General features: G+C 67.0%; 21 protein-coding genes. 14 read left to right on the forward strand and 7 right to left on the reverse strand.

Annotated elements, in window-relative coordinates; all coding sequences use genetic code 11:
* Positions 1–66: 66 nt before the first annotated feature.
* A complete protein-coding gene (locus ACTIF2_RS24785; protein WP_439499802.1) occupies positions 67–1182 on the reverse strand; it encodes an efflux RND transporter periplasmic adaptor subunit in 1116 nt (371 codons plus the stop codon).
* A 272-nt stretch (positions 1183–1454) separates the two neighbouring features.
* Between ACTIF2_RS24785 and gatB the strand changes: the two genes are divergently transcribed.
* The 4 genes from gatB (at position 1455) to ACTIF2_RS24805 (ending at position 4881) form a co-directional block, all read left to right on the forward strand.
* Positions 1455–2936 (forward strand): Asp-tRNA(Asn)/Glu-tRNA(Gln) amidotransferase subunit GatB, encoded by a 1482-nt coding sequence (gatB, locus tag ACTIF2_RS24790; protein ID WP_439499803.1) that lies wholly within the window; start codon positions 1455–1457, stop codon positions 2934–2936.
* Positions 2937–2940: 4 nt separating this feature from the next.
* On the forward strand, positions 2941–3447 hold the full coding sequence (locus tag ACTIF2_RS24795; protein ID WP_439499804.1) for a GNAT family N-acetyltransferase: 507 nt from the start codon (positions 2941–2943) through the stop codon (positions 3445–3447).
* 115 nt (positions 3448–3562) lie between these two features.
* Positions 3563–4051, forward strand: a complete 489-nt coding sequence (locus tag ACTIF2_RS24800; RefSeq protein ID WP_439499805.1) for a GNAT family N-acetyltransferase — start codon at positions 3563–3565, stop codon at positions 4049–4051.
* Positions 4052–4173: 122 nt separating this feature from the next.
* Entirely contained in the window at positions 4174–4881 is a 708-nt protein-coding gene (locus ACTIF2_RS24805; RefSeq protein ID WP_439499806.1) for a glutathione S-transferase N-terminal domain-containing protein, read from the forward strand.
* A 149-nt stretch (positions 4882–5030) separates the two neighbouring features.
* Here ACTIF2_RS24805 and ACTIF2_RS24810 read toward each other — a convergent pair whose 3' ends face one another.
* A complete protein-coding gene (locus ACTIF2_RS24810; RefSeq protein WP_439499807.1) occupies positions 5031–5423 on the reverse strand; it encodes a DUF2147 domain-containing protein in 393 nt (130 codons plus the stop codon).
* A gap of 350 nt (positions 5424–5773) precedes the next feature.
* On the opposite strand from ACTIF2_RS24810, the gene ACTIF2_RS24815 reads away from it, so the two are divergent.
* Both ACTIF2_RS24815 and ndk read left to right on the forward strand, forming a co-directional pair.
* Complete coding sequence (locus tag ACTIF2_RS24815; protein WP_439499808.1) at positions 5774–6043, forward strand: SEL1-like repeat protein; 270 nt, start codon at positions 5774–5776, stop codon at positions 6041–6043.
* A gap of 100 nt (positions 6044–6143) precedes the next feature.
* Positions 6144–6566 (forward strand): nucleoside-diphosphate kinase, encoded by a 423-nt coding sequence (ndk, locus tag ACTIF2_RS24820; RefSeq protein ID WP_439499809.1) that lies wholly within the window; start codon positions 6144–6146, stop codon positions 6564–6566.
* A gap of 66 nt (positions 6567–6632) precedes the next feature.
* Here the strand turns inward: ndk and ACTIF2_RS24825 are convergent, their stop codons facing one another.
* Complete coding sequence (locus ACTIF2_RS24825; RefSeq protein WP_439499810.1) at positions 6633–7451, reverse strand: MipA/OmpV family protein; 819 nt, start codon at positions 7449–7451, stop codon at positions 6633–6635.
* A gap of 241 nt (positions 7452–7692) precedes the next feature.
* Between ACTIF2_RS24825 and ACTIF2_RS24830 the strand changes: the two genes are divergently transcribed.
* The 3 genes from ACTIF2_RS24830 (at position 7693) to ACTIF2_RS24840 (ending at position 11185) form a co-directional block, all read left to right on the forward strand.
* Entirely contained in the window at positions 7693–9780 is a 2088-nt protein-coding gene (locus ACTIF2_RS24830) for a molybdopterin-containing oxidoreductase family protein (RefSeq protein WP_439499811.1), read from the forward strand.
* 126 nt (positions 9781–9906) lie between these two features.
* Entirely contained in the window at positions 9907–10254 is a 348-nt protein-coding gene (locus tag ACTIF2_RS24835) for a hypothetical protein (RefSeq protein WP_439499812.1), read from the forward strand.
* 151 nt (positions 10255–10405) lie between these two features.
* A complete protein-coding gene (locus tag ACTIF2_RS24840) occupies positions 10406–11185 on the forward strand; it encodes a helix-turn-helix transcriptional regulator (RefSeq protein ID WP_439499813.1) in 780 nt (259 codons plus the stop codon).
* Here the strand turns inward: ACTIF2_RS24840 and purN are convergent.
* Positions 11116–11739, reverse strand: coding sequence for a phosphoribosylglycinamide formyltransferase (gene purN, locus ACTIF2_RS24845; protein WP_439499814.1), 624 nt, complete (start codon positions 11737–11739; stop codon positions 11116–11118). The genes ACTIF2_RS24840 and purN overlap by 70 nt on opposite strands.
* Positions 11736–12809, reverse strand: coding sequence for a phosphoribosylformylglycinamidine cyclo-ligase (gene purM, locus ACTIF2_RS24850; protein WP_439499815.1), 1074 nt, complete (start codon positions 12807–12809; stop codon positions 11736–11738). Before purM ends, purN begins: the two co-directional genes overlap by 4 nt.
* A gap of 143 nt (positions 12810–12952) precedes the next feature.
* Between purM and ACTIF2_RS24855 the strand changes: the two genes are divergently transcribed.
* The 3 genes from ACTIF2_RS24855 (at position 12953) to ACTIF2_RS24865 (ending at position 15442) form a co-directional block, all read left to right on the forward strand.
* Entirely contained in the window at positions 12953–13483 is a 531-nt protein-coding gene (locus tag ACTIF2_RS24855; protein WP_439499816.1) for a CDP-alcohol phosphatidyltransferase family protein, read from the forward strand.
* Positions 13484–13599: 116 nt separating this feature from the next.
* Positions 13600–14709: an AI-2E family transporter gene (locus ACTIF2_RS24860; protein WP_439499817.1), complete on the forward strand. Its 1110-nt coding sequence runs from the start codon at positions 13600–13602 to the stop codon at positions 14707–14709.
* A 7-nt stretch (positions 14710–14716) separates the two neighbouring features.
* Positions 14717–15442: a P-loop NTPase family protein gene (locus ACTIF2_RS24865; protein ID WP_439499818.1), complete on the forward strand. Its 726-nt coding sequence runs from the start codon at positions 14717–14719 to the stop codon at positions 15440–15442.
* A gap of 98 nt (positions 15443–15540) precedes the next feature.
* Here the strand turns inward: ACTIF2_RS24865 and ACTIF2_RS24870 are convergent, their stop codons facing one another.
* Entirely contained in the window at positions 15541–16779 is a 1239-nt protein-coding gene (locus ACTIF2_RS24870; protein WP_439499819.1) for an acyl-CoA desaturase, read from the reverse strand.
* A gap of 263 nt (positions 16780–17042) precedes the next feature.
* Between ACTIF2_RS24870 and ACTIF2_RS24875 the strand changes: the two genes are divergently transcribed.
* Complete coding sequence (locus ACTIF2_RS24875) at positions 17043–19238, forward strand: RNA degradosome polyphosphate kinase (RefSeq protein WP_439499820.1); 2196 nt, start codon at positions 17043–17045, stop codon at positions 19236–19238.
* Between the two features lie 22 nt (positions 19239–19260).
* Positions 19261–20748, forward strand: a complete 1488-nt coding sequence (ppx, locus tag ACTIF2_RS24880) for an exopolyphosphatase (protein ID WP_439499821.1) — start codon at positions 19261–19263, stop codon at positions 20746–20748.
* Positions 20749–20757: 9 nt separating this feature from the next.
* Here the strand turns inward: ppx and rnd are convergent, their stop codons facing one another.
* On the reverse strand, positions 20758–21897 hold the full coding sequence (rnd, locus tag ACTIF2_RS24885) for a ribonuclease D (protein WP_439499822.1): 1140 nt from the start codon (positions 21895–21897) through the stop codon (positions 20758–20760).
* Positions 21898–22049: the final 152 nt, after the last annotated feature.

Raw genomic sequence — 22049 nt, forward strand, 5'->3', positions numbered from 1 at the left:
GTCCTGGCCGGGAGGGCAGGGCGGACGGGCAATACCGTCCGCATCCGTTGACGACGGCGAAAGCCGTCAGTTGGTGGCGGCGATCTTGATCTCGCCGTCCTGCGGCGTGACGGTTGCGCCCGGTCGCACCATCGGGCTCGCGAGCCCGTTGATGATGACCTTGTCCTCCTTCGAGAGGCCCTGCGTGATCACGCGCAGGCCGTCGCTGATCTGGCCAAGCGTGACCGGCTTCGGCACGACCTTGTTGTCGGCTCCGACCGTCAGCACGATCTTGCTCGCCTGGTCCGAGACGATGACGGCATCGGGGACGAGCAGCGCATCGGCCTGTCCCGAATAGACGCGGACGCGTCCGAATGTGCCGGGCGTCAGGAACTGGTCCTTGTTCTCGAAGACGGCGCGGCCGCGAATGGTGCCCGAGCGTGCGTTCAGCGCGTTGTCGATGAAGTCGACCTTGCCTTCGCGCTTCCAGTCCTTCTCGTCCGAGAGGCGCACCTGCGCCGGCGTTCCTTCGGTGCTCGCCACCTGCTTGCGCAGGTCGGCGGTCAGGCGCGTATAGCGCAGATAGTCGGCTTCCGATGCGTCGAACACGAAATTGATCGGGTCCGAGGCGACGATCGTCGTCAGCAGGGTGGCGCCCGTCTGCCCGCCGGCGACGAGGTTGCCGGCATCGACGCGCTTGTTCGAGATGCGGCCCGACAGCGGCGAGCGCACCTGCGTCCATTCCAGGTTGAGTGCGGCCGTCTTGAGATTGGCCTCGGCCGCCTGCTGGCTGGCGATCGCGCCGTTGAGATTGGCGCGGCGCTGGTCGATGTCGCGGGCGGTGATGGTGCGGTTCTGCGTCAGCCCCTCGGCGCGCTCGACCTCGTTGCGGGCCAACTCGACCTGGGCCGCGGCGCGTGCGACTTCTGCGCGCGCGGCGTCGACCGCGAGCTTGTAGGGTCGCTGGTCGATGGTGAAGAGCAGGTCGCCCTTCTTGATCAGGTCGCCATCGCGGAAATGGATGCTGTCGAGGAAGCCCGAGACGCGGGCACGGACTTCGACCTGTTCCCGCGCTTCGAAACGGCCGGTATACTCGTCCCAGTTGGTGACGCGTTTGGCGAGCGGGGTCGCGACCTGCACCGGCGGGGCCGGCGGCGCGCCCTGGGCCATGGCAAGGCCGGTCGACAGAACCGTCGCGATCATGGAGGCGGCAAGCGCCTGAACCCGTAAAAGGCGGATTCGCATAGGTGAACTCCGGAATAGCCGGACCGGCGCAACCAAATGCGGTTTCCAGTCTCGGGCGCAACAAAGGTACGCTGCTGACGAATGTCAAGTTCTATCACTCGACAGGGTCGCCGATCGGGCCCAGTCAAGCAACATTGCGGCCAGGGGGTGTCAGGATGGCAACAGACGCTTGCCGCCCGCGCGCCGAAGTCTTACCGAAGACGCGACCTGACCAGAGCCGGAAGTCCATAATGAACGCGCATGCCCGCCCCGCCGACCCGAAGAAGCTGATCAAGGGCGCGACCGGCGATTGGGAAATCGTCATCGGCATGGAGATCCATGCCCAGGTCACCTCCAATGCGAAGCTCTTCTCCGGCGCCTCCACCGCCTTCGGCGCCGAACCGAACGAACATGTCAGCCTGGTCGACGCCGCCATGCCCGGCATGCTGCCGGTCATCAACGGCGAATGCGTGCGTCAGGCGGTGCGCACGGGTCTAGGCCTCAATGCCCGCATCAACAACCGGTCGGTGTTCGACCGCAAGAACTATTTCTATCCCGATCTGCCGCAGGGTTACCAGATCAGCCAGTATAAGAGCCCGATCGTAGGCGAAGGCGAGATCGTCGTCGACCTCTCGCCGACCGACCAGATCACGGTCGGGATCGAGCGCCTGCATCTCGAGCAGGATGCCGGCAAGTCGATCCACGACCAGCATCCGACGATGAGCTTCGTCGATCTCAACCGCTCGGGCGTCGCCCTGATGGAGATCGTCTCGCGGCCCGATCTGCGCTCGGCCGACGAGGCCAAGGCCTATGTCACCAAGCTGCGCACCATCCTGCGCTATCTCGGCACCTGCGACGGTGACATGGAGAAGGGCAACCTGCGCGCCGACGTCAACGTCTCGGTGCGCCGGCCCGGCGAGCCGCTCGGCACGCGCTGCGAGATCAAGAACGTCAACTCGATCCGCTTCATCGGCCAGGCGGTCGATGTCGAGGCGCGTCGCCAGGTCGGTATCATCGAGGATGGCGGCACGATCGACCAGGAGACCCGGCTCTACGATCCCGGCAAGGGCGAGACCCGTTCGATGCGCTCCAAGGAAGAGGCGCATGACTATCGCTATTTCCCGGATCCGGACCTGCTGCCGCTCGAATTCGACGACGCCTTCGTCGAGGGCCTGAAGGCGGCATTGCCGGAGCTGCCCGACGCCAAGAAGGCGCGTTTCATCGCCGAATACGGGCTTTCGCCCTATGACGCCTCGGTGCTCGTCGCCGAGCGCGAGCAGGCGGACTATTTCGAGGCTGTCGCGAAAGGCCGCGACGGCAAGGCCGCGGCGAACTGGGTGATCAACGAGCTCTTCGGCCGCCTCAACAAGGAGGGCCAGGATGTCGGGACCTCGCCGGTTTCGGCCGACCAGCTCGGCGGTCTGGTCGATCTGATCGGCGAGGGCGTCATCTCGGGCAAGATCGCCAAGGACCTGTTCGAGATCCTCTGGTCCGAGGGCGGCGATCCGCGGCAGATCGTCGAGGCCCGCGGCATGAAGCAGGTCACCGATACCGGCGCCATCGAGAAGGCCGTCGACGAGATCATCGCGGCCAATCCCGACAAGGTCGAGCAGGTCAAGGCGAAGCCGACCATGCTCGGCTGGTTCGTTGGTCAGGCGATGAAGGCCTCGGGCGGCAAGGCCAACCCGCAGGCGCTGAACGAGATCCTGAAGAAGAAGCTGGGTATCGAGTGAGCGCGTGACGCCCGACGGGCTCATCATCCGCGATGCGAATGCGGCCGATCTCCCGGCCGTGCGTTCGCTGCTGGTCGAGACCTGGCACGCCACCTATGACGGCATCTATGGCTGGCGGCGCGTCGCCGAGATCGCCAATGCCTGGCATTCGCTCGACAATCTCGCCGCCCAGCTCGGGCGCGATGGCGAGGCCTTCCTCGTCGCGCTGGTGGGCGACGAGATCATCGCCACCTCGTCGGCGCGTCTCGAGCGTGATCGGGCGGCGCTGCTGACGCGCCTTTACGTGCTGCCCGCCTTCCAGGGGCAGGGGATCGGCCGCACCCTGCTGCAGGTCACGCTGGCGCATTTCCCGCAGGCGCCGGTGGCGCGGCTCGAGGTCGAGCTGCAGAACGAGCCGGCGATCGCCTTCTATGAGCGCATGGGCTTCTTCTTGCAGCGCTCGGCCCGCTTCGACGGCCGCGAGGACACCCCCAATACGCTGCTCATGGCGAAGCGGCTCTTTGTCGAGTGAGGCTCCGCGCCCGGCATATGGCAGCCGAGCGGGGCAGGCGGTTCCGCACGCCGGCCGGTTGTTCTAAAGCCGGCCTCACGCTGCGGACGCTGCCGCGGCCGAGGAGCCTCACACCATGAGCAAAGCGAAAGTCGAAGCCTCCGAGATCACCATCCGGCCGGCGCGGCGCGAGGATATCGCGCGGGTCGCGAGCTTGATCATGCTCGGCGCGCCGACGCAGACGATGAGCGCGGCGCAGGTTGCGGCCGAAGCGGCCGATCCGGCCTATCAGCGCGCCTTCGACGAGGTCCAGGCGAGCGCCGACAACACGCTCTTCGTCGCCGAGCGCGGCGGCGCGGTCGTCGGCACCTTCCAGGTCACGATCATTCCCGGCCTCGTCGCGCGTGGGCGCAAGCGCGCCAAGTTCGAGAGCGTCCATGTCGCGCCGGAATGCCGCGGGCTCGGCATCGGCGCCGTGATGATCGCCCATGCGCTCGCCTTCGCGAAGGAGAGGGGCGCGGAACTGGTCGAATTGACCTCGAACAAGGCCCGGACCGACGCGCATCGCTTCTACCGCAACATCGGCTTCGACCAGAGCCATGAAGGTTTCAAGAAGCTCGTCTGATCGCATTTCTTCCGCCATCACGACATGGCGAGCCCGCGAGGCGAGCAGGTCGGCGGGCTTCCGGCTCAAAGCGAAGCGGCCTACATCTGGCGCCGACGCCAACCGCGACAGGAAAACACGACATGTCCGCAAGCCCGTCAACGCCGATCGATCTCTATTACTGGCCGACGCCCAACGGCTGGAAGATCTCCATCATGCTCGAGGAATGCGGGCTTCCCTACAACCTGATCCCGGTGAATATCGGCAAGGGCGACCAGTTCAAGCCGGCCTTCCTCGAGATTTCGCCAAATAACCGCATGCCGGCCATCGTCGATCACGACGGGCCCGGCGGCAGGCCGATCTCGGTCTTCGAATCCGGCGCGATCCTGCAATATCTCGGCCGCAAGACCGGCAAGTTCTATCCCGCGGATGAGCGCGCTCGCGTCGCCGTCGACGAATGGCTGTTCTGGCAGATGGGGGGGCTCGGGCCGATGCTCGGCCAGACCCATCATTTCCGCATCTACGCGCCGGAAAAGGTGCCTTACGCCATCGAGCGCTACACCAACGAGACGAACCGGCTCTATGGCGTGCTCAATCGCCGGCTCGAGGGGCGCGACTATATCTGCGGCGAGTATTCGATCGCCGACATGGCCTGCATCGGCTGGGCCAAGGGCTGGGAGAAGCAGGGCCAGGACATCAAGCAGTTCCCGCATGTCGGGCGCTGGCTCGAGACCATGCAGGCGCGTCCGGCCGTGCAGCGCGGCATCGCGGTCGGTGCCGAGCTGCGCAACCCCGCCGGCATCAGCACGCCGGAGGAGAAGGCGATCCTCTTCGGCCAGAAGGCGCGCTGAGGGGCGGGGGCGTCATGCTCGGGCTTGACCCGAGCATCTCGTGCCGAGTGGTCGATTGTGCCGGCCCGACGCTTCTCGTCCGGAGATCCTCGGGTCTGCGCTGCGCTCCGCCCGAGGATGACGATCTGCGTCGGACTCGACGCAGATCGTCAGTTCGCCCGCGACCACTTCACCGAGCGGCAGATCATGCCCCCGAGCACGCAGCCGGATGTCGTCAGCGAATTGCCCGACAGCGTCATCGTGCCGGAATAGGTCTTGCCGTCCTCGGGGTTGAAGGCGCTGCCGCTCCATTTGCCGGCGCCGGACGGCTTCATGTCGTAGAAGATCCGCTGGCCGACCTTTGCCGGGCCGTTCGTTTCCTTCAGCCAGGCGATCGTGCCGCACATCGCCTCGCCGCATTTGGCGAAGCGCACGCGCGAGGCGCCGGTGTCGCGCAGCCAGGTGCCGGTGACGTCCTGCGCCAGGGCCGCGCCGGAGCCCGCCAGCATCAGCGTCGCCAGTCCGAGCAGCGGCGCCTGGCCGGCCTTCCAGTGAATTCGCATGCGATCCTCCCGTTTCAGACCAGCTATGACTGCATGGTTCAGATATGAACTATATCCGAACGCGCGGGCGCTTCAAGCGCGCGAGAGCAGTGGTGGTCGGTGAGGCGACGCGCGTTCACGGTGAACGGGTCGTCAATTGTCATCCCGGCGCCTGCGGCGGCGGGCATTGGAATCACGGCGCTTTTCGCCGTGGGAAAGTGAACGGCCGGTTGATTTAACTCGGCGATTACATCTCGTTGAGCTTCGATTCATCGCGAATTTTAGCGGTCTTTTTCAGGAATCGGCCCGATTCTCATCCTCACAAGCCGGCCTGGGGACGGGACCGGCGCAGGAATAAAAGGGTGGTTGTCATGGCACGCATGGAGATGAGCGCGATCCCCGCTTCGCTGGTGATCCCGACCGAAGCCTCGGCCGAGGCCTATTACGAGCTGGGCCTGATGCACGCGTCCGGCCGCAGCGGCCCGGTCGATCTGGTCGCGGCGCAGAAATGGTTCAACGTCGCCTGGGCCCGCGGCTGCAGCCGCGCTGCGGCGCACCGTTCCGAGCTGGCGCTGGAAATGACGCGCGACGAGCTCGCCGAGGCGCTGCGCGATGCGCGCTGCTTCCTGACGCGGCATTGAGCGGAAACATCCGGCCGAAGACGACTGGCCTGCCTTGTGGGGCCGCGGGCCGGCGGCTATAAGCCGCCGCACTCCCCGGATTTTCCCTAAGGAACCAACGATGGCTGTCCAGCGTACCTTCTCCATTCTCAAGCCCGACGCGACGAAGCGCAACCTCACCGGCGCGGTCAACGCGGTCATCGAGAAGGCCGGCCTGCGCATCGTCGCGCAGAAGCGCATCCAGATGACCAAGGGCCAGGCCGAGACCTTCTATGCCGTCCACAAGGAGCGGCCCTTCTTCGGCGAGCTCGTCGAGTTCATGACTTCGGGCCCGGTCGTCGTGCAGGTGCTGGAAGGCGAGAATGCGATTGCCGCCTATCGCGACGTGATGGGCGCGACCAACCCCGCCAACGCCGCCGAGGGCACGATCCGCAAGCTTTTCGCCCAGTCGGTCGGCGAGAACACCGCCCATGGCTCGGACGCGCCGGAAACGGCCGAGGTCGAGATCGCGCAGTTCTTCGCCGGCAACGAGATCGTCGGCTGAGCGTTCCAGCTTTGCTGGTACGAGCGAACGGCGGAGCCCATGGGCTCCGCCGTTTTCGTTTGGCGCTTACTTGAAGCCGAGGTCGAACGCGTAGCTGGCGGAGACGCCGAGCGTCACGGAATCGCGCGAGCCGAACGGCTTGACGATCGGCGAGCGGGTCGCGTCGCCGACCAGGCGCTTGTATTCGACATAGGCCGTGGTCGAGAACTTCTCGCTCCAGTGATAGGTCGCCGAGGCGATCGCGCCGACGGAATGGACGCCGGCATTGTAGCGCTTCAGGATGCCGCCGCTTCCCGCGACCGTGCCGCCGAAATAGGTCCTGACATAATCGGCGCCGACCACGCTCATGCGCGGCCCCGCGGCGATCGTCCAGGCGCCGATCTTCTGGAACGCGTCGACCTTGAAATCCGCGACGATGGCGTCATGCGAGATGATGCCGCGGCGGATATCGACCCGGCCGCGCAGCCAGGAGGCCGGATAGAATTCGACGAAGCCGCCGAGCTCGGCGCCGAACTTGACGTCCGGCACGCCGATCAGGGCCGGATTGGTGCTCGCCTTGCGCTCCCAGAGCAGGTTGCCGGAGAAGCCGACGCGCCAGGCCTTGCCCGAGAAGAAGCCGATGCTGATCGCGTCGTCCTCGGCCGTCCACCAGGTGCTCTTGACGCCGCGCCCGAGCGAGATGATCGGGCGAGGGCGGAAGACATAGTCGTTCGAGCCGGAATAGTCGGGCTGGTAGCGCAGCCCCGCGCCGAGCGTCAGGTGCCAGTTCTGGACGGATTCGGGCGAGGTGAGGGTGGTGTAATCGCTTGATTGCGCCTGGGCAGGCGCCATCGACGACACAAGGAGACCGGCCAGCAGGCCTGCCGGGTACGCTACGCTACGCATCAATTGAACTCCGGCGCGAACGCGCCTCTCACGAACCGAACGCCGACAATCTGAGTCATTAAGTTTAACCGCAGGTTGATGAGGCGGGCTGCGTTCGTCGCATGCGACGGCCGGCCGCAGTATTTGCTGATGATCCGGGAAGATGCGGGACCATGACCCGATTCGCCCGGCGCTGTCAGGCGGGCAGGGCGGCTGCGCGGGCGCCTTCCGCTTCGAACTCATCTAAGCTACGCATCGGAGCATGACCGAGCTGCCCCGCATCGCGCATCTGCCCTCCGTTTGCCCGCATGACTGCCCCTCGGCCTGTTCGCTCGAGGTCGAGGTCATCGACGGCAAAAGCATCGGGCGCGTGCGCGGCAGCAAGCGCCAGAGCTACACGGACGGGGTGATCTGCGCCAAGGTCGCGCGCTACGCCGAGCGCATCCACCATCCCGACCGGCTGCTGCATCCCTTGCGCCGGACCGGCCCGAAGGGTTCCGGGGCCTTCCAGCGCATCTCCTGGGACGAGGCGCTCGACGAGATCGCAGGCCGCTTCCTGGCGATCGAGGCCGAGCATGGCGGCGAGGCGATCTGGCCCTATTACTACGCCGGCACGATGGGGCTGGTGATGCGCGACGGCATCAACCGCCTGCGCAACGCCAAGCGCTATTCCGGCCAGTATTCGACGATCTGCACCACCATGGCCTGGACCGGCTTCATCGCCGGCACCGGGCGGCTGGCCGGCCCCGATCCGCGCGAGATGGCCAAGTCCGATTGCGTGGTGATCTGGGGCACGAACGCCGTGCACACCCAGGTCAATGTCATGCACCACGCCGTCAGGGCGCGGAAGGAGCGCGGCGCCAAGATCGTCGCGATCGACATCTATCACAATGCGACGCTGGCCCAGGCCGACCTCGCGCTGGTGCTCAAGCCCGGTACCGACGGCGCGCTGGCCTGCGCCGTGATGCATGTGCTCTTCCGTGACGGCCATGCCGACCGCGACTACCTTGCCAGCCATACCGACGCCCCGGACGAGCTGGAGGCGCATCTGGCGACGCGCACCCCGGAATGGGCGGCTGCGATCACCGGGCTTTCGGTGGCGCAGATCGAGGAATTCGCGGCGCTGGTCGGGACCCGCAAGAAGAGTTTCTTCCGGCTGGGCTACGGCTTCGCTCGCCAGCGCAACGGCGCGGTCAACATGCATGCCGCGCTTTGCGTGCCGACCGTCACCGGCGCCTGGCAATATGAGGGCGGCGGCGCCTTCCACTCGAACAGCGGCATCTATCAGTGGCGCAAGAGTCTGATCGAGGGACTCGACGTGATGGACCGGCAGGTCCGTCAGCTCGACCAGTCGCAGATCGGCCGCGTCCTGACCGGCGACGCCGAGGCGCTGCGCCGGGGCGGGCCGGTCAAGGCGCTCTTCATCCAGAACACCAATCCGGTCACGGTCGCGCCCGAGCAGGAACTGGTGAAGCGCGGCTTCGCCCGCGACGACCTGTTCACCGTCGTCCACGAGCAGTTCATGACCGAGACGGCCGCGATGGCCGATATCGTGCTGCCGGCGACGCAGTTCATGGAACATGACGACCTCTATCAGGGCGGCGGCCATCAGCACATCATGTGGGGTGGCAAACTGGTCGAGCCGCCGGGCGAATGCCGCTCGAATCATGAGGTTATTTGTGCGCTGGCCGAGCGGCTCGGCGCGCAGCATCGCGGCTTCGCCATGAGTCCGCGCGAGATCGTCGACTGGACCTTGCGCGAGAGTGGGCGCGGCACGCTCGACGAGCTGATCGCCGCCGATTTCCACGATATCCAGCCGGATTTCGCACGCGCGCATTACCGCGACGGTTTCGGCTATCGCGACAAGAAATTCCGCTTCAAGCCGGACTGGCCCAAGGTGCCGAACGCCAATGCCGGGCCGGTCGGACCCTATGGCACGATGCCTGCGCTTCCCGACCACTGGGCCGTGATCGAGAACGCCGACGAGGCGCACCCCTTCCGGCTGGCGACCAGCCCGGCGCGCAGCTTCCTCAACTCCACCTTCACCGAGACGCCGAGCTCGCTGAAGAAGGAGGGCGGGCCGAGCCTGATGATGCATCCTCTCGATGCCGAGGGCTTAGGCATCGTGGATGGGGCCGAGGTGATTATCGGCAACACGCGCGGCAGCGTTCACCTGACCGCGAAACTGTTCGAGGGCGTGGTGCGCGGCGTCGTCATCGCCGAATCGATCTGGCCGAACGCCGCGCACAAGCATGGCCGCGGCATCAACACGATCACGGGCGCCGATGCGGTCGCGCCCTTCGGCGGCGCCGCCTTTCATGACAACAAGGTCTGGATCAAGCAGGCGTGACCTCGCGCGCTCTTGACCTTTCGGGAGCGCTGTGGACCATCCGCCGCGCGCGGGCGAGGCATGGATGATGCTTGTCCCGGCGAGGGCTCGTCTCAAAGGGACTGCGAGATCATGATGATGCGGCGGATGGGTGCGGTCGTTCTGGCCGGTGGTTTCCTTGCGATGATGGCGGTCACGGCACAGGCCGCGGGCGGATCGAGCGCCTTGCCGCCGCCGGACCCGACGGCGAAGAACCTGACCCCCTACATGATCCAGCTCAGGGCCTTCGACGCCTGCCTCCATACCCAGTCGCAGCTCATGGTGACGACGCGCGAGGCGGTTCACACGCCGTGCAGCTGTTATGCCAAGGGCACGGTCAATGCGATGACCAAGGACGAGATCCAGGCCTTCCGCGACACCGGCTATTTCAACGACACGGCCCGCGCCAAGGGCTATGCCTTCCTCGACCGCTGCAAGCTCAAGCGGCCGAACTGAGGGCGTCGGCCCGGATCCGGGCCTTTTTTCTGATTTCGGCATGGCCACCGCGCCTGTTTATGGGCGCGGTGGCCTCCTGACAGATTGCTGACATTTCCTGTCAGCAGCGCTAGAGCATTCTGCCTGCAAGCGATGGGTAGGAATCCTCGACATGCAACGCGCAGAACGACTGCTCGATCTGATCCAGGGGCTGCGGCGCCGGCGGCGCCCCGTCACCGCCGACACGCTCGCGGCCGAGCTCGATGTCTCGGTCCGCACGATATACCGCGATATCGGCGCCCTGATGCGCCAGGGCGTGCCGGTGCGCGGCGAGGCCGGCATCGGCTATGTGCTCGATGCCGGTTTCGACATGCCGCCCTTGATGCTGTCGCCCGACGAGATCGAGGCCGTGCTGGTCGGCATGCGCTGGCTGGGCGAGCGCGCCGACCCCGTGCTGGCGCGGGCCGCCGAGGATGTCGTCAGCAAGGTCGCGGCCGTGCTGCCGGCGCATCTGCGGCCGATTCTGCTCGACGGAGCGCTGTTCGCGCCGGCCTATGGCGTCGACCAGCCGGTCGATCAGGTCGATGTCGCGGGTATACGCGCGGCGATCCGGCAGGGCCGCAAGCTCGCGATCCGCTATCGCGACGAGGCAAGCCAGGAGACCGACCGGATGATCTGGCCGATCGGCATGACCTTCTATGAGCGTGTCCGGATCGTCATCGCCTGGTGCGAGCTGCGTCAGGCGTTCCGCCATTTCCGGACCGACCGCATCACCGATCTCGTCCTGCGCGAAGAGCGCTATCCGGCGCGCCGCGCCGACCTGTTCCGCCGTTGGCAGCGCGAGGAGGAGGAGAGGGCGCGGGCAAAATCCTGCTCGATCGATCAGCCGCGCACGACCGCTCCGCCCACGAGCCTTGCCCGGCCGGAGGCGACCTCGGCGAGCGCGCGCTGATAGAGCGCGTGCTCGACGCCGAGCACGCGCCGGGAAAGGCTCTCCTCGTCATCGCCTGGCAGCACCGGCACCTTCGTCTGCGCGATCACCGGCCCGGCATCGAGCTCGGGTACGACGAAATGCACGCTGCAGCCATGCTCCGCCACGCCGGCGGCCAGCGCCTGGCGATGGGTATGCGTGCCCTTGAACAGCGGCAGCAGCGAGGGGTGGATATTGAGCAGCCGCCCCTCCCAGCGCCGCACGAACCAGGGCGTCAGGATGCGCATGAAGCCGGCGAGCGCGACGAGCTCGATCTGGTTGACGCGCAGGACCTCGTCCATCGCCCGCTCGAAGGCCTCGCGATTCTTGGCGAACGCGCGATGATCCACCGTCGCGACCGGAACGCCGGCGGCTTCAGCCCGCGCGAGGCCGCCGGCCTCTGGCTGATTCGAGAGCACGAGCCCGATCTCGGCCGGATAATCGGCAGCCTGCGCCGCCTCGATCAGCGCGGCCATGTTCGAGCCGCGGCCGGAAATCAGGATCCCGGTGCGCCGGCGGACGACCGCCTGGCTCACAGGCCGAGCTTCCCGCGATAGCTCACGGCCTCTTCGCCCGCTGCCACCGGGATGATCTCGCCGAGCCGCACGGGCGCCTCGCCGGCGGCACTCAGCGCGTCCTCGACCTCCTTCGCCTTGCCGGCTTCCGCCGCCACGACCATGCCGATCCCGCAATTGAAGGTGCGCAGCATCTCGCGCTCGGCGACGCCGCCGATTTTGGCCAGCCAGCCGAAGACCGGCGGCACCGGGATCGCGGCGAGGTCGAGCGAGACGCCGAGCCCGTCCGGCAGCACACGCGGGATGTTGTCCGGAAACCCGCCGCCCGTGATATGGGCGAGGGCCTTGATGCCGGAGGTCGCCTTCAACGCGGCGAGCAGCGGCTTCACATAAATCCGCGTCGGCACGAGCAGCGCTTCGGCCAGGCTGGTCCCGGGCGCGAAGGGGGCGGGCGCCTCCCAGCCCAGTCCCGACAGCGCGACGATGCGTCGGACCAGCGAATAGCCGTTGGAATGCACGCCGGAAGAGGGCAGGCCGAAGACGATGTCGCCGGGCGCCAGATCGGCACGGGGCAGCAATGTGCCGCGCTCGGCGGCGCCGACGGCGAAGCCCGCGAGGTCGTAATCCTTCTCGGCATACATGCCGGGCATCTCGGCGGTCTCGCCGCCGATCAGCGCGCAGCCGGCCTGGCGGCAGCCATCGGCGATGCCGCGCACGATCTCGACGCCGACCTTCGGGTCGAGCTTGCCGGTCGCGTAGTAGTCGAGGAAGAGCAGCGGCTCGGCGCCCTGCACCACGAGGTCGTTGACGCACATCGCTACGAGATCGATGCCGATCGTCGAATGCAGCCCGCTCTCGATCGCGATCTTGACCTTGGTGCCGACGCCGTCATTGGCGGCGACCAGGATCGGGTCGCTGAAGCCGGCGGCCTTCAGGTCGAACAGGCCGCCGAAGCCGCCGATCTCGGCATCGGCGCCCGGCCGGCGCGTGGCGCGCACCAGCGGCTTGATCGCGTCGACCATGGCGTTGCCGGCATCGATGTCGACGCCCGCCTGCGCATAGGTCAGTCCGTTCGCTCCCGGCTTGCTCATGGTCCTCGGCTTTCGTGCGGTTCGCGCGAGCGATAGGCAAGCCAGCCGCCGCTTGCAAGCCGCCATGACGGATTCGGCCTTGCCCGTGCACCGTTTCGGGCTCTAGCCTCGGCTGGCGCTCCCGCCTTGCGGACTAAGTCGGCATGACCCTTCCCAACCTGATCACCATCGGCCGGCTGTTCCTGGTGCCGCTCGTGGTCGTGATGATCATCAACGGACGCTGGCAGATGGCCTTCATCGCCTTCGTCGCGGCCGGGATATCGGACGCCGTCGACGGCTTCCTCGCCAAGCGCTTCGGCATGGCAAGCGAGCTCGGCGCCTATCTCGACCCGGTCGCGGACAAGGCGCTGATCGTCTCGATCTACATCACGCTGGCGATGATCGGCGTCATTCCGGTCTGGCTGGTGATCCTCGTGGTCTCGCGCGACATCATGATCGTGGCTGCCGTGATCCTGTCCTGGGTGATGGCGAATCCGGTCGAGATCGCCCCCTTCGTGGTCAGCAAGCTCAACACCGCGGCGCAGTTGATCTTCGCCGCCCTGGTCCTGGGCTCCAACGCCTTCGGCATCGATCCCGGCCCGGCGACCCAGGTCGGCCAACTCGTGGTCGCCATATTGACGGTGGGTTCGATGGCGGCCTATCTCGCATTCTGGCTGCGGCACATGGCGGCCTGACTGCTTGAGGTCGCACCGGCTCTGGTTCGCGGCTTGGAACTTAGCTCGCGCCCAGCCATTTGGGTGAGGGCGTAGCCGATAAGCGCGTCGCAAAACCTGCCGAGGGCCATTTGTCCATGACCTTGCAACGCCAAATCGGTTTCTGGCTGATCTCGCTCGTCGTGCTCGTGCTGCTGCTCGTGCTGCTGCGCGACGTGCTGCTGCCCTTTATTGCGGCGCTGGCATTGGCCTATTTGCTCGACCCGCTCGCCGACCGGCTGGAACGGCTGGGGTTGGGGCGCCTGGCGGCGACCATCGTCATCCTGGTCGTGTTCATCCTGATCTTCGTCCTGGCGCTGGTGCTGCTTGCTCCATTGCTCGGTCAGCAGCTCACCGGGCTGGTCGCGCGCCTGCCCGAGGACGCCACCAAGCTCCAGGCGCTCATCCTCGAGCGCGGCGCGCCGCTCCTGGAGCGGCTCGGCGGCGCCAAGCTTGCCGAGGACGCCCAGAGTTCGCTCGGCAACCTCGTCGGCGAGGCGACGAAATGGATGGGCAGCGTCCTGCAGTCGCTCTGGTCGGGCGGAACCGCCATTATCGGCGTGTTCTCGCTGCTGGTGCTGACCCCGGTCATCGCGTTCTACCTGCTCGTCGACTGGGATCGCATGTGCGCGACCGTCGACAGCTGGCTGCCGCTCGACCATCGCGACACGATCCGTGGGCTGCTGCGCGAGATGGACCGGGCGATCGCCGGCTTCCTACGCGGCCAGGCGCTGGTCTGCCTGCTGCTCGGCACCTTCTACGCCATCGGCCTGAGCCTGCTCGGCGTCAATTTCGGCGCGCTGATCGGCATCATCAGCGGCTTCCTCTCCTTCATCCCCTATGTCGGGTCGCTGACCGGCCTCGTCTTGTCGGTCGGCGTCGCCACCGTGCAGTTCTGGCCGGACTGGACCATGCCGCTGGCGACGCTCGCCGTCTTCGCCGCCGGCCAGTTCCTCGAGGGCAATATCTTCCAGCCGAAATTCGTCGGCGATTCGATCGGTGTCCATCCGGTCTGGCTGATGTTCGCGCTGCTCGCCTTCGGCACGCTCTTCGGCTTCGTCGGCCTTCTGCTCGCGGTGCCGCTGGCGGCGGTGATCGGGGTGCTTTGCCGCTTCGCGCTCAGGCAGTATTTGGCGAGCAACATCTATCACGGCGGCGACGCGGCGAAGGCGGCCGAGACCCACGAGCGCCTCAAGGCCGATGTCTGAGCCAGGGATGTCTGAGCCCAAGGTCGAACCATCCAAGGCCGAGCCGCCACGCCGGCCGCGCCAGCTCGCCTTCGACCTACCGGTCGACAGCCGCCACGGCGTCGAGGACTTCCTGATCGGCCCGTCCAACGAGGCGGCCTATGGGCTGGTCGAGGCCTGGCCGCACTGGCCCGAGGCCTGGCTGCGCCTGGTCGGGCCGGAAGGGGCGGGCAAGACGCATCTCGCGGCGATCTGGGCGCAGCGTGCCCATGCCTGGACCGTCCCGGCCTCGCAGGTGACGCAGGCGAGCGTGCCGCATCTGGTCTCGGGCGGAGCGCTGGTCGTCGAGGATTGCGACAGGCAGGAGCGCGACGAGCCGGCGCTGTTCCATCTGATGAACGCGATGAAGGCGAAGGGCGGCTCGCTGCTGCTGACCGCACGCTCGGCACCGGATCAGTGGGGGCTGCGGGTCCCGGATCTGCTGTCCCGGCTCAGGCTGGCGCCCCATGCCACGATCGCGCCACCGGACGACGCCTTGCTGCGCGCCGTCCTGGTCAAGCTCTTCATCGACCGGCAGCTGGTCGTGGATACCGGCATCATCGAGGCGCTCGCGCTCAGGATGGAGCGCTCCTTCGCCGCCGCGCGCGCGCTGGTCGATGCGCTCGACCGGCTCTCGCTCGAGCGCGGCCGCCGGGTCACTCGCCCGCTCGCCGCCGAGGCGCTGGCGGAGCTGTTCCCGGGCGAGGATTCCTAGATCGCCGCGCATCCTGACGGACGCAAAGTGGCGATCTATCTCTTTGTGTAAGCATCAGATTTTTCCGAAAAGTGGATTCCACTTTTCGGTCCGATGCTCTAGCTCCGGGCCTGCGCCGATCCGCCGGCCGGCGCGACCAGCCGCGCATGCATGGCTTCGATCAGGAGCTCATGCGCCCGCGCCGCGATGGCGTCGAGCGACGGTGTCCGCACGAACATCGCGGCGGCCTTCTCGCTGAGCTCCTCGCGGCTCGGCAGGACCGGCATATGCCATTGGGCCACGGCGTCGTGGGCCTGCTGCTGCATCAGGGCCAGGCGGTCGCCGGCGCGGTGCTGCAATTCGGCCAGCGCCTCGCGCAGGTCGGCGAGCGTCATGGTCGGCAGGTGCAGTTCCGACAGGGCCGGGCTCGCCGCATAGGCCTCCCGGAAGGCGCTGACGACGCGGTCGAGCGGCACCGAGGCGGCGAGCCGCTCGGCCGAGCGCTCGATCACGCGCGGCGGCAGGGCCTGGGAGCGTTCGACCACGGCCGGCGGCGGCGCCTTCAGGTCCCAGACGAGCCCGATCTTCGACAGGCCGAGGATGAGATAATAGGTCGGATCCCACTGCCACCAGCGGAAACCCTGGCGCACGCTGTACTGGTAGGCGTGGTGGTTGTTGTGCCAGCCTTCGCCCATGGTGATGATGGCGAGCCACCAGTTGTTGCGGCTCTCGTCGCCGGTCACGTAATCCTTGTCGCCATGCACATGCGCCAGCGAGTTGATGCAGAAGGTGGCGTGATAGACCGCGACGGTCGACCAGAAGAAGCCGACGAAGAGCCCCGCCCAGCCATCGATCGCGAAACAGATGACCGCCAGCAGTACCGCCGGCACGAGCTCGAACCGGTGCAGCCAGCGCAGCTCGGGGAACTTCGTCAGGTCGCCGATCGCGGAATCGTCGAAGCTCTGATGGTCGCGGCTGAAGATCCAGCCGAGATGCGAATAGGCGAAGGAGGTCAGCACCGGCGAATGCACGTCAAGCTCGGTATCGGCATGGCGATGGTGATGCCGATGCTTCGCGGCCCACCAGAGCACGCTCTTCTGCGCCGTCGATTGAGCGAGTGCGGCGAGGAGGAACTGGCCGAAGCGGCTGGTCTTGTAGGAGCGATGCGAGAAATAGCGATGATAGCCGCCGGTCACCGCGAACATCCGCAGCCAGTAGAGCCCGATCGCCAGCCAGACCGAGGTCCAGGTGACGCCGCTCCAGATCGCGCCCAGGCAGGCGAGATGCGCCAGGACGAAGGGGATCGCGGACGGATAGACGATGTCGCCATCGTCATGGGGGGCGGCGCTGTCGCTCAAGAATGGTCTCTGCAGGGCTTTGCGCGGGTCCGCCGCGTCGGCGCGGCGCGCGGCCGCTGGTCAGCGTCACCAAACAGGAGCGGCCGCGGCCGCGCAAGTGGGCCACTCGCCGCATGCAGGGGAACACGATGGCGGGGAACACGGTTTCTCGCGCACCACGCAAATCCGGCTCGCCCGTCATCGAAACGTCACGCTAGGATGTCTTCAAGGCCGAAAGGGAGACCGATGTGGCCAAGGCAGCTTCCCAAGCGAAGGCGATTTCCATGAATGTCGAACCCACGGATCTCAAGGTCGCCGAGCGCGCTCCTGAACCTGGCGCGATCGATCTGCGGCAGTCGCCGTCGCGCTTCATGAACCGCGAGCTCTCCTGGCTCCAGTTCAACCGGCGCGTCATGGAAGAGGCCTCGAACCGCAACCATCCGCTGCTCGAGCAGCTTCGGTTCCTGTCGATCTCGGCCAATAATCTCGACGAGTTCTTCATGGTCCGGGTCTCGGGCCTGCGCGAGCAGCTCAAGGCCGGCGTGGTCACGCCGAGCCAGGACGGGCTGACGCCGGCCGAGCAGCTCGTCGCGATCGGCAAGGCGACGGCGGACCTCACCGACGACCAGCAGGCGCGCTGGGTCGAGCTCAAGCGCGAGCTTGACGACAACCGCATCGTGCTGCTCGGGCCGAAGGATATCGGTGCGCCGCATCGGACCTGGCTCGAGGACCATTTCCTGCACTACGTCTTCCCGGTGCTGACGCCGCTGGCCATCGACCCGGCCCATCCCTTCCCCTTCATCCCCAATCTCGGCTTCACGCTGGCGCTCGCGCTGGAGCGGACGAATGACGGCCGCCTGCTCGACGCGCTGATCCGCGTTCCCATCAAGATCGACCGCTTCATCGAGCTGCCCGACCTGGCGCGCGACGGCATCCACCGCTTCATCACGCTGGAAGACACGGTCTCGCTGTTCATCGGCAAGCTGTTCCCCGGCTACGACGTCAAGGGCACAGGCTCCTTCCGTGTCATCCGCGACTCCGATCTCGACATCGAGGAGGAGGCGGAGGACCTGGTGCGTGTCTTCGAGACGATGCTGAAGCAGCGCCGCCGCGGCGTCGTCATCCGGCTCGAGGTCAGCGACGACATGCCCGAGCATCTGCGCCGGCTGATCGTGCGCGAGCTCAAGGTCGATCACGATGAGATCGTCGCGGTCGAGGGCATGATCGGGCTCAACGAGCTGTCGCAGCTCGTCGGCGTCGATCGGCCGGACCTCAAGTTCAAGCCCTACAACGCCCGTTTTCCCGAGCGCATCCGCGAGCATGGCGGCGATTGCTTTGCGGCCATCCGCCAGAAGGACCTGCTCGTCCATCATCCCTATGAGAGCTTCGACGTCGTCGTCCAGTTCCTGCAGCAGGCGGCGCATGACCCTAACGTCGTCGCGATCAAGCAGACGCTGTACCGGACCTCGTCCAACTCGCCGATCGTGCGTGCGCTGACCGAGGCCGCCGAAGCCGGCAAGTCGGTGACGGCGCTGGTCGAGCTCAAGGCGCGCTTCGACGAGGAGGCGAATATCCGCTGGGCGAAAGACCTGGAGCGCGCCGGCGTCCAGGTCGTCTACGGCTTCATCGAGCTGAAGACCCATGCCAAGCTCTCGATGGTGGTGCGGCGCGAGTCAGGCCAGCTCGTCAGCTACTGTCATATCGCGACCGGCAACTACCATCCGATCACCGCGCGCATCTATACCGACGTCTCGTTCTTCACCGCCGACCCGGTGTTGAGCCAGGATGTCGCGCGCGTCTTCAACTTCATCACCGGTTATGCCGAGCCGGCCGAGCTCGAGAAGATGTCGGTTTCGCCGGTGGGCCTGAAGCAGCGCCTGCTTTCGGACATCGCCGAGGAGGTCGCGCATGTGAAGGCCGGCCGCAAGGGCGCTATCTGGGGCAAGTGCAATTCGCTGGTCGATCCCGAGATCATCGATGCGCTCTATGATGCGAGCCGGGCGGGGGTGGAGATCGACTTCGTCGTCCGCGGCATCTGCTGCCTGAGGCCGGGCATTCCGGGTCTCTCCGAGAACATCCGCGTCAAGTCGATCGTCGGGCGCTTCCTCGAACATACCCGCATCTACGCCTTCGGCGCCGGCCATGGCATGCCCTCGGCCAAGGCCAAGCTCTATATTTCCTCGGCCGACCTGATGCCCCGCAATCTCGACCGCCGCGTCGAGGCGCTGACGCCGATTCTGAACGCAACGGTGCACCAGCAGCTGCTGGAGCAGATCATGCTCGCGAATTTTCTCGACAACGAACAGAGCTGGACCATCTTGCCCGATGGCGGCTCACGACGCATTGTCCGGCCGGCCAGCGACGAGTCGTTCAACGCCCATAAATATTTCATGACCAATCCGAGCCTGTCCGGACGTGGAAAATCGCTCTCCAATTCAAGCCCTCGCAGCCTTGCGCGCCGCACCGGCAGAAAGGTTTGACCCGAGCCTGGTTCCGGGGCGGTTGAGCCTCGGCGAGACGCTTGCGATCGTCGATATCGGGTCGAACTCGGTTCGCCTCGTCGTTTACGAGATGCTGTCGCGTTCGCCTGCGCAGGTCTTCAACGAAAAGGAGATGGCGGGCCTCGGCCGGCAGGTCGCCACGACCGGCCGGCTCGCCGACGACGCCATGGCGAAGGCGCTCGACGCGCTCGTGCGCTTCCGCATCCTTTGCGAGGCGATGCATGTCGGCAATATCCGGGTCATCGCCACCGCGGCGGCGCGCGACGCCGCCAACGGGCCGGATTTCATCGTCCGGGCCGAGAAGGCGATCGGCCAGCCGATCGAGCTGATCTCGGGCGATCGCGAGGCCTATCTTTCAGCCTTGGGGGTGATCTCGGGCTTCGAGGCGCCGCACGGCGTCGTCGGCGATCTCGGTGGCGGCTCCCTCGAGCTTGCCTCCGTCGATGGCGACCGGGTCGGGGAGGGGGTCAGCATGCCGATCGGCGGGCTCGCGCTGATCGACCGCTCCAAGGGCTCGCTGAAGCAGGCCGAGAAGATCGTCCGCGATTCGCTCGACCATCTGCCGCAGGTCGCCGCCATGCGCGGCCGCGACTTCTACGCGGTGGGTGGGACATGGCGCGCGCTCGCGACGCTGCATCAGCGCCAGAGCGGTTATCCGCTGAGCGTGATGCATGGCTATACCGTTCCCGCCAACGACGTCGCCGAATTCGCCAAGCTGGTCGAGCGCGCCGACAGCGCCGTGCTGGAATCGATCGAGGCGGTGTCCTCGGCCCGGCGGCCGCTGCTCGCCTATGGCGCGCTCGTCCTCGACCTGCTGATCAAGCGCGGTCGGCCGCGGGCGGTGGTGGTCTCCGCGAGCGGCGTGCGCGAAGGTCTGCTGCACGAACAGCTCCCCGACGAGGAACGCCGGGTCGATCCGCTGCTGCAAGGCGCGCAGGACTACAACCAGTTGCGCGCCCGCGACCCGCGCCACGCCGCCGACCTGATCGGCTGGGTCGAGAGGCTCGTCACCAGCAGCGGGCTCTACGAGGACGCCGCCACCCGGCGCCTGCAGGATGTCGCCTGCCTTCTCTCCGATATCGGCTGGCGCGCCCATCCGGACTATCGCGGCGAGCAGAGCCTCAACGTCATCGCCCATGCCGCTTTCAGCGGCGTCGATCACCCCGGCCGGGCCTTCCTGGCGCTGACCGTCTTCCACCGCTATGCCGGCGCCAAGGGCGACACGCCGATGGCCGCGGGGCTGCGACGGCTGCTGACGCCCCGGCTCCTGGAAAAATCGCAGCTCCTCGCCAGCGCCTTCCGCGTCGCCTACCTGCTATCGGCCGGAATGCCCGACATCCTGCCGCGCATCTCGCTGACCTGCGTCGATCGCCGGCTCGTGCTGCGCTTCCCCGAGGATCTCAAGGCCCTGTCGAGCGACCGGGTGTCCGGCCGGCTCAAGCAGCTCGCCAGGCTGCTCGGCCGCGAGCCCGAGATCCGGGGCGGCTGAGACGGGCCCTCAGGCGACGGCGACGCGGCCGCGGATGATCTTCAGGCTGAGCTGCCCGTTCTTGAGCGCCAATGCCTTCTCGCCAAAGACCTCGCGCCGCCAGCCCCGCAGCGCCGGCACCTCGGCTTCGTCGTCGGAGGCGATCGCCTCCAGATCGTCGGAGGAGGCGAGGATCTTGGGCGCGACGCGCTCGGTATCGGCCGTCGCCTTGAGCAGGACCTTGAGCAGGTCGAGCACGGCGCCGTTCGAGGGCCGGCCCCGTTCCCGCTCCAGACGCGGCAGCGTGCGCGGATCGAGCGCCAGGCCGCGTTCGATCGCCGCCAGCACCTCGCCACCGGCGCGTGAGCGCTCGAAGCCGTTCGGCACCGAGCGCAGCTCCGCCAGCGCCTCGGTCGAACGCGGCGCCCGCTGGACGACATCCATCATCGCGTCGTCCTTGAGCACCCTCTGGCGCGGCACGTCGCGGGTCTGCGCCTCGCGCTCGCGCCAGGCCGCAAGCTCCATCAGCAGCGCCAGCTCCTTGGGCTTGCGGATGCGGCCCTTGAGACGCAGCCAGGCGTTCTCGGGCTTCACCTCATAGGTGCCGGGCGAATTCAGGATCGCCATTTCCTCGGCGACCCAGCCTTCGCGGCCGCTCTCCGCCAGATCGGCCGAGAGCGCGAGATAGATGTCGCGCAGATGGGTGACGTCGGACTCGGCATAGGTCAGCTGCGCCTCGGTCAGCGGCCGGCGCGACCAGTCGGTGAAGCGGGAGGACTTGTCGATCCGCGCCTTGGCGAGATCGTTGGCGAGCTGCTCGTAGCCGACGGAATCGCCATAGCCGCAGACCATGGCCGCGACCTGGGTGTCGAAGAGGGGCGTCGGGATCAGCTTGCCGATGATCCAGACGATCTCCAGGTCCTGCCGCGCCGCGTGGAAGACCTTGACGACGTTCGGGTCGGCCATCAGCGCCAGGAAGGGCGCGAGATCGATGCCGGGCGCGAGCGGGTCGATCAGGACCGCCTCGTCGGGCGAGGCGAGCTGGATCAGGCACAGCTTGGGGTAATAGGTCGTCTCCCGCAGGAACTCGGTATCGACCGTGACGAACGGATGCCGGGCCAGGCGCGCGCAGGCGTCTGCCAGATCCTGTGTGGTTGAGATGAGGCTCATGGAAGCGGCTCATAGAACATGCGCCGCCGCAGGGGAATGTTGTTTTCGCATGGGCCGGCCGGCAGCGTCGGCGCGCGACGCATTTTGACGGCGGCGGGGCGGCTGCAGCGGCCGTTCCCATGGCCGTTCTGCCGCGGCCATTCTTGACAAGC

Source organism: Allobosea sp. (genome assembly GCF_051860145.1).
Lineage (GTDB): Bacteria > Pseudomonadota > Alphaproteobacteria > Rhizobiales > Beijerinckiaceae > Allobosea.

Coding starts and splice junctions, on each gene's coding strand:
- ACTIF2_RS24830 (WP_439499811.1), top strand. CDS start 7,693: ATGACCGAGCTGCCCCGCATCGCGCATCTGCCCTCCGTTTGCCCGCAT.
- gatB (WP_439499803.1), top strand. CDS start 1,455: ATGAACGCGCATGCCCGCCCCGCCGACCCGAAGAAGCTGATCAAGGGC.
- ACTIF2_RS24800 (WP_439499805.1), top strand. CDS start 3,563: ATGAGCAAAGCGAAAGTCGAAGCCTCCGAGATCACCATCCGGCCGGCG.
- ACTIF2_RS24825 (WP_439499810.1), bottom strand. CDS start 7,451: ATGCGTAGCGTAGCGTACCCGGCAGGCCTGCTGGCCGGTCTCCTTGTG.
- ACTIF2_RS24815 (WP_439499808.1), top strand. CDS start 5,774: ATGGCACGCATGGAGATGAGCGCGATCCCCGCTTCGCTGGTGATCCCG.
- purM (WP_439499815.1), bottom strand. CDS start 12,809: ATGAGCAAGCCGGGAGCGAACGGACTGACCTATGCGCAGGCGGGCGTC.
- ACTIF2_RS24840 (WP_439499813.1), top strand. CDS start 10,406: ATGCAACGCGCAGAACGACTGCTCGATCTGATCCAGGGGCTGCGGCGC.
- ACTIF2_RS24805 (WP_439499806.1), top strand. CDS start 4,174: ATGTCCGCAAGCCCGTCAACGCCGATCGATCTCTATTACTGGCCGACG.
- ACTIF2_RS24875 (WP_439499820.1), top strand. CDS start 17,043: ATGAATGTCGAACCCACGGATCTCAAGGTCGCCGAGCGCGCTCCTGAA.
- rnd (WP_439499822.1), bottom strand. CDS start 21,897: ATGAGCCTCATCTCAACCACACAGGATCTGGCAGACGCCTGCGCGCGC.
- ACTIF2_RS24865 (WP_439499818.1), top strand. CDS start 14,717: ATGTCTGAGCCCAAGGTCGAACCATCCAAGGCCGAGCCGCCACGCCGG.
- ndk (WP_439499809.1), top strand. CDS start 6,144: ATGGCTGTCCAGCGTACCTTCTCCATTCTCAAGCCCGACGCGACGAAG.
- ACTIF2_RS24810 (WP_439499807.1), bottom strand. CDS start 5,423: ATGCGAATTCACTGGAAGGCCGGCCAGGCGCCGCTGCTCGGACTGGCG.
- ACTIF2_RS24855 (WP_439499816.1), top strand. CDS start 12,953: ATGACCCTTCCCAACCTGATCACCATCGGCCGGCTGTTCCTGGTGCCG.
- ACTIF2_RS24860 (WP_439499817.1), top strand. CDS start 13,600: ATGACCTTGCAACGCCAAATCGGTTTCTGGCTGATCTCGCTCGTCGTG.
- ACTIF2_RS24835 (WP_439499812.1), top strand. CDS start 9,907: ATGGGTGCGGTCGTTCTGGCCGGTGGTTTCCTTGCGATGATGGCGGTC.
- ACTIF2_RS24785 (WP_439499802.1), bottom strand. CDS start 1,182: ATGATCGCGACGGTTCTGTCGACCGGCCTTGCCATGGCCCAGGGCGCG.